Below are 5,279 nucleotides of genomic sequence, written 5' to 3'. Positions count from 1 at the left end.
ACCTTGTTGGATAAGACTTTTGGACTTTTTTCCCCTCAAAAAGTGCCAGCCATTGCGGGGATCGGGGGGAAAATTCCTGGACTTTTTCCCTGAAAATTAGGTAGTTGACCACCTGAAAATCGATAAAACCCCACACCCCACCTGCCCCCCCGATGTCGGGTAGGGTTGGGGGGCCACACCCTGCCACCACCGAAAAGCTTTTTCAGCAAACCCTATATATTTTATCGTTCACAACCGACAACAGAAGCGGTGTAGGTATTACCGATGTGCTGAATACCATTGACAAAAAGATTGACTAGAAAAGGTTGATCATTTGCCCGTACTGTGGCAGTAATTGTTAAGGGTTTATCGGGTTCGATTCGTACTCCATTAGTATTAAAAAATTCCTCGTTAGTTTGATCGCTATACTTGAGAAACAGCCGGATATCAAAGGAGGCAGCCCGGGGAACAGAAACCGTAACGATAAACCTCTGAAAACTTCTACCCCCCGGAACTGCCCAATCGGTATTCCAATTATTACGAGTTATGGTGACACCGAAAGGACCTGGAATAGTGGGTTGCGAGACGGTTTTGGTAATGTCACTACCTTCACCCCCTAATAAAGACAGTGGCCGACAATTTTGCGCCGCTGCCGGTAGCTGTGAGCTTAATAATACCGCCGATAGACTCAATAACCCAGTGATAGAGGTTAATTTCATTATTGATTCTGTCTCCAATTAATAGAACCTATCCAAAAATTATAGATGATCATGACGGTAAGAAAAACGGCGATTTAACTCAATTGAGGTAAATTACCGAAAAAATGCCGATCATCAACCTTAATTCTCAAAAACTGGTTCAAAATTGATTCATAATTTCCATATAAATATGTTCTAACTGTACGGTCTGACGGGCGATAGAATCAATATTAATGCCGTCGAATGCCCGAATAATCTCGCTTAATTCTAGGTGTTCATCTAACCAAAAAGCTAAATCTTTGCCGTAAAATTTGGGAGTAAATCCTAATTGTTTACCTCGATTTATTGCAGCTTCTTGATCCTGGGTATCCATGATAATAATTTCTTTCGCAGGAATATGCTGACGCAGCTGATTTAAATTACCTTCGGCAATAATACGACCTTGTTTTAAAATTCCTATACGTTGACAGAGACGCTGTGCTTCATCGAGGAGATGGGTAGTTAATAAAATTGTCATTCCCTGTCGCCGTAATTCTCCGATTAAATCCCAAATTTCATAGCGAGATTCGATGTCTAAACCGGTAGTTGGTTCATCAAGAATTAATAATTTTGGCTGATGAACAATAGCCACGGCAATATTCATTCGGCGCTGCATTCCACCGCTTAAAGTTTCCACCGGACTACGGGCGCGATCAAGCAAATTTACTGCGGATAAACTGGTTTTGATCCGATGACGACGCTGGGGGCGATCGAGTCCATAAATCTGAGCAAAAAAGTTGAGATTTTCCTCACAAGTAAGGGATTTGTACAACAAATTTTCCTGCGGGGCAACCCCAATTAATTCTTTAGTAACTCTCGAAATTGGCAAATAATTAAAGGTAATTTCTCCCGATGAGGGTTTTAATAAATTACAAATTAAGTTAATAGTGGTGGTTTTTCCCGCACCATTGGGACCGAGTAAACCGTAAATTTCCCCCGCTTCAATATGAAAGTTTAATTGATCTAATACTAAGCGTCTTCCGTAATTTTTTTTGACATTATTAATAGTCAGCATTTTTAATAAAGTAACAAGGATAGTCAGGAGTCAGGGGACAGGATTAGGGAGTGGAAGATATGGGAAGACAAATTAATGAATACTCTTGCCTTTTCTAACTGATAACTGATAACTGATTTACAGTCGGCGTTCAAGGTTTAACATTTGTCGATAGGTAAGCCAACCACCTGCTACCATAGCTAGAGCAAAAAGACAGAGAAAGCGAAAATGAGAGTTAATATCTTGTAGATTTTCGCCCTTTGCCCAAACAGCAATTAAAGCTTCATTCATGTGGTAGATCGGGTTATATTTAGCCAGAGATAGAATATTGTCGGGGAATAAAGCAGTTGGGAGAAAAACGCCGCCTAAAATTAATAAAGGAACCCCAAAAGTTCCCACCAAAGCATTAACATCTTCTGTTCTTTTCGCCAGTTGAGTACCGAGGATAAATCCTAAACCCACATAGGCGGTGATACTAAGGAAAATAATTAATAATTCTAGAGGAATTGAGCCTTTAAAAGTGGCTCCATACTGTTTAGCAATAGAATAAACTAAAATTGTCTGACAAGCGGCAATCGCACAATGGGCGAGAAAAATACCGATAAAATAGGAAACACCGCTTAAAGGCGATAAAAATAACCGTTTAATCGTTTGTTGTTCCCTTTCTGCCACTACCGTCGCCACGGTTCCCCCCAAACAACTAAAGAAAAGTGCCGCCCCGACGAGGGTGGGAGGAGTGGCCAGAGCCATCGCCTCGGCAAGCTCAATTTTGCCTTTTTCTGCCATAATATAGCCATTTAAGAGCAGGACAAGGATCGGGAAAATGCCCCAGAGGATTAAGCTACGCCCGCGCCGGATTAATTCCACTAAAATTCGTTGAGCGATCGCTAAAATTTCCTGCCAATATTTCATAGAATGTTAGTGTAATTGTTTCTCCCTGTAGAGAAATAAGTTTTTCTACTTTGTGACTTAGGGTTATTGTAAGTGTTCCAGAGCTTGATCGGCGCGCAATCTTACCACTATTTCCGCTTCGGTCTCCCGAATCTGTCCTAAAAGTTCCCGAATCGCCCCGCGAAATGCCGCCGCCGCAGTTCCTAACCCCTCTAATCCGACGATCGCCGCATATCTAACCACCCACTCTGGATCCCCTTGCGAAAGTTTCTCCAGTGCCGCACAAACCGCATTCTGAGCCTCAGAAACCCGACTTTCCTCCAAATCAGACCAAATTATATTTCCTAAGCCTCTAGCCGCCCCTCGCCGCACGCTAAAGGAAAAATCACTCACCGCCGCCTCAAGTAATAAGTCCAATCCTCGCACATCGCCAATTCCCGCTAGGGCCCGGGTTGCCCAAGCTCTCGCCCCATAATTATAACCGTCTAGGTTGGCCAGTAAATAGGGAACCGCCGCTTTGCCGATGGCGATTAAACCATCCACGGCTGCCACGGAGGCACCGGGGTTATTATATCTCAGGACATCGGTGAGGGTGGGTATTGCCGCCTCACTTTTGGCGGCGGCTAAGTTTTCCACAGCGGCTAGTAACTGATTAGCTGAGTCAGCTTTTTCGACGGCAATAATTAAAGTTTCAACGGTGGGAAGCATCGGTTATTAGTAGAGGGGATGAGGGGTTAGGGGTTGGGGAGTGGGGTGTGGGGAAGTGGGGAAGTGGGGTGTGGGGAAGTGGGGTGTGGGGAGAATAAATAAAATAATCTCCTGTCTCCTGTCTCCTGTCTCCTGACGACCGGCTACTGACTGCTAACTCCTGTCTCCTAACACCGCCAACAAACTTTTAAAGATAATTTTATCGCCAAACTTTTTTCTGTAAAATCTGACTAATTTCTTGGTAAAAAGGACAATCATCGGGAAAGTTAAAGGATTGATAATCGGGGTTATCTCGCAAGCTTTTTAAAGCCGTGGCATAGCAATCTAAAAATACTTGCTCCCAGTAGGGTTTTAAACTAGGAGAATCGCTCAAAAATTCTTCTAGTTCCCGTTGACTGCGCCTAATAGTTTCTTGCCAACCTCGATAATCCTCAACGTAATCAGTATAGCAAAGTTTGAGGCAGTGTGTTGACTTCTGCCCAAACTTTCTATCGTTCCAGATCAGCAGCAGCGAGTAACCTTCGTTATTGTACCAAAGACTTCATACCGTCCGCTACACTGGGGGTGTTATGCTGTTTACTATGGTACTAGGGAACCTAAAATCCCATTTTGGGATTATTCTAAAATAGGTTTATCTTGGAAATGCTAACTCCTGTGCTCATTAAAGCACGATGAAATCTATTTTTAGCCCAGAGTACCATGTCTTTCGTCGATGCCTGATCGCCGCTCGTAAGGATGCGAATTTAACTCAAGCAGCCCTCGCTAAAGCCATCAAAAAGCCGCAATCTTTCGTTGCCAAATACGAAAATGGTGAAAGAAGATTAGATGTGGTTGAGTTCCTTCTGGTTAGTCGTGTAATCGGTGTAGATCCTTGCGAAATTTTAAAGCAAGTTGAGCAAGCTTGTCAGTCCACATCTTGTGGGGAAGGGTTATGAATACAGAAGATGTTATTAGCCTGGCATCGCAATATCTAGATGATTTGTCTGGACATAGATTTGACCTATTAGACATTGCTAGACTAATATCGGTTGCTGCAGCAGTTAATTTGGCCAAAGTAATTTCAAAGCTATCACCACTATTGGGAAATCTGATTGAATTTAACACTGTTGAGTTTTTGAATAAGCAGGAAATATTTGCGCCGTTTGGTGAATGGAAAAGGCAATATCCAGGATTTCCTGATACTGTCTTCATGGGTAGCATCCAGCCTACCCCAGGATTAGAAATAAAAGCATGGTTCCCATTAGCTACTGAAATAACAGCCCGTTTCAAAGATAGTCAAAATCATTTTCAGTTTGATCAAACCTACGTTTCTCTAATAGCTTGGCTGCCGGAAGCGGTAATTTATGGCAAACCCAAGATTCTAGATGTATGCGTTGTCTCTGGCTTTTCAGTGGCTAAAGCGAGAGATGATCATTATCATAATCCTCCTGATTACCTTGTTCTAGAACCCGAAGATACAAGCCAAAGGAGAGCAAATTTGCAACAAACAAATACGAATAGATACAAATTTCAAGGAACGGACGAAGAACTATTTCAAGCTGAAGAAATAGTTAATTCTTGGGGAAATGATGGCAGGCTTTATAAGCCGACACCAGAGTATCAAATGCTCTTGCGGGAACTGATCACTCGCTTCAAATATAGATTAGACAATAATTTTGCCAAAATGGACAGGATTTTACATCCAGGAATTGAGGATTTTAAAAAGCGTGTTTATCGAACACAGTTCTCTGGAATGAAAGTTGGACAGTGGAACAGGCTTTTAGCTAGTCGTCGAGAGGAGTTAATTAAATCTGCTTTCAGAGAACACCTTGGCATTAAAGAAGGGAACATTGTTGACATCCTCGCCGCCCTAAAAGTGCGGCGATTCCTAAACCTCACGATTTAAGTTTCTGCTTCCACCACCGTCGCATACCACAGTTAAAAAACCATGTACTGTCTTACACAGAGTCCACAGACTTTCGCCCCATTTC

Annotated in this window: 6 protein-coding genes and 1 pseudogene; 2 read left to right on the top strand and 5 right to left on the bottom strand. The window is 42.7% G+C overall.

The features are described from left to right. Positions 1–221 precede the first annotated feature (221 nt). The 5 genes and pseudogenes from O9300_RS16745 to O9300_RS16725 form a co-directional block, all read right to left on the bottom strand. Positions 222–698: a hypothetical protein gene (locus O9300_RS16745; RefSeq protein ID WP_261779424.1), complete on the bottom strand. Its 477-nt coding sequence runs from the start codon at positions 696–698 to the stop codon at positions 222–224. A 139-nt stretch (positions 699–837) separates the two neighbouring features. After that, on the bottom strand, positions 838–1,731 hold the full coding sequence (locus O9300_RS16740; RefSeq protein ID WP_002761936.1) for an ABC transporter ATP-binding protein: 894 nt from the start codon (positions 1,729–1,731) through the stop codon (positions 838–840). 117 nt (positions 1,732–1,848) lie between these two features. Beyond that, positions 1,849–2,622: an ABC transporter permease gene (locus O9300_RS16735; RefSeq protein WP_287972853.1), complete on the bottom strand. Its 774-nt coding sequence runs from the start codon at positions 2,620–2,622 to the stop codon at positions 1,849–1,851. A gap of 63 nt (positions 2,623–2,685) precedes the next feature. Then, a complete protein-coding gene (cpcF, locus tag O9300_RS16730; protein ID WP_287972852.1) occupies positions 2,686–3,309 on the bottom strand; it encodes a C-phycocyanin alpha-cysteine-84 phycocyanobilin lyase subunit CpcF in 624 nt (207 codons plus the stop codon). Positions 3,310–3,508: 199 nt separating this feature from the next. Then, positions 3,509–3,772 (bottom strand): annotated as a pseudogene (locus O9300_RS16725) (DUF29 family protein); the annotation flags it as partial. 208 nt (positions 3,773–3,980) lie between these two features. Here O9300_RS16725 and O9300_RS16720 point away from each other — a divergent pair. Together O9300_RS16720 and O9300_RS16715 are read left to right on the top strand one after the other, a co-directional pair. After that, positions 3,981–4,244, top strand: a complete 264-nt coding sequence (locus O9300_RS16720) for a helix-turn-helix domain-containing protein (RefSeq protein WP_002774832.1) — start codon at positions 3,981–3,983, stop codon at positions 4,242–4,244. After that, positions 4,241–5,194 (top strand): hypothetical protein, encoded by a 954-nt coding sequence (locus O9300_RS16715; protein ID WP_287972850.1) that lies wholly within the window; start codon positions 4,241–4,243, stop codon positions 5,192–5,194. Before O9300_RS16720 ends, O9300_RS16715 begins: the two co-directional genes overlap by 4 nt. The last annotated feature ends 85 nt before the right edge of the window (positions 5,195–5,279 follow it).

The sequence above is a fragment of the Microcystis sp. LE19-195.1E genome, assembly GCF_027532095.1.
Lineage (GTDB): Bacteria > Cyanobacteriota > Cyanobacteriia > Cyanobacteriales > Microcystaceae > Microcystis > Microcystis aeruginosa.
The sequence above is the reverse complement of the archived record's forward strand: the minus strand, read 5'-3'. Positions and strand labels throughout refer to the sequence as shown.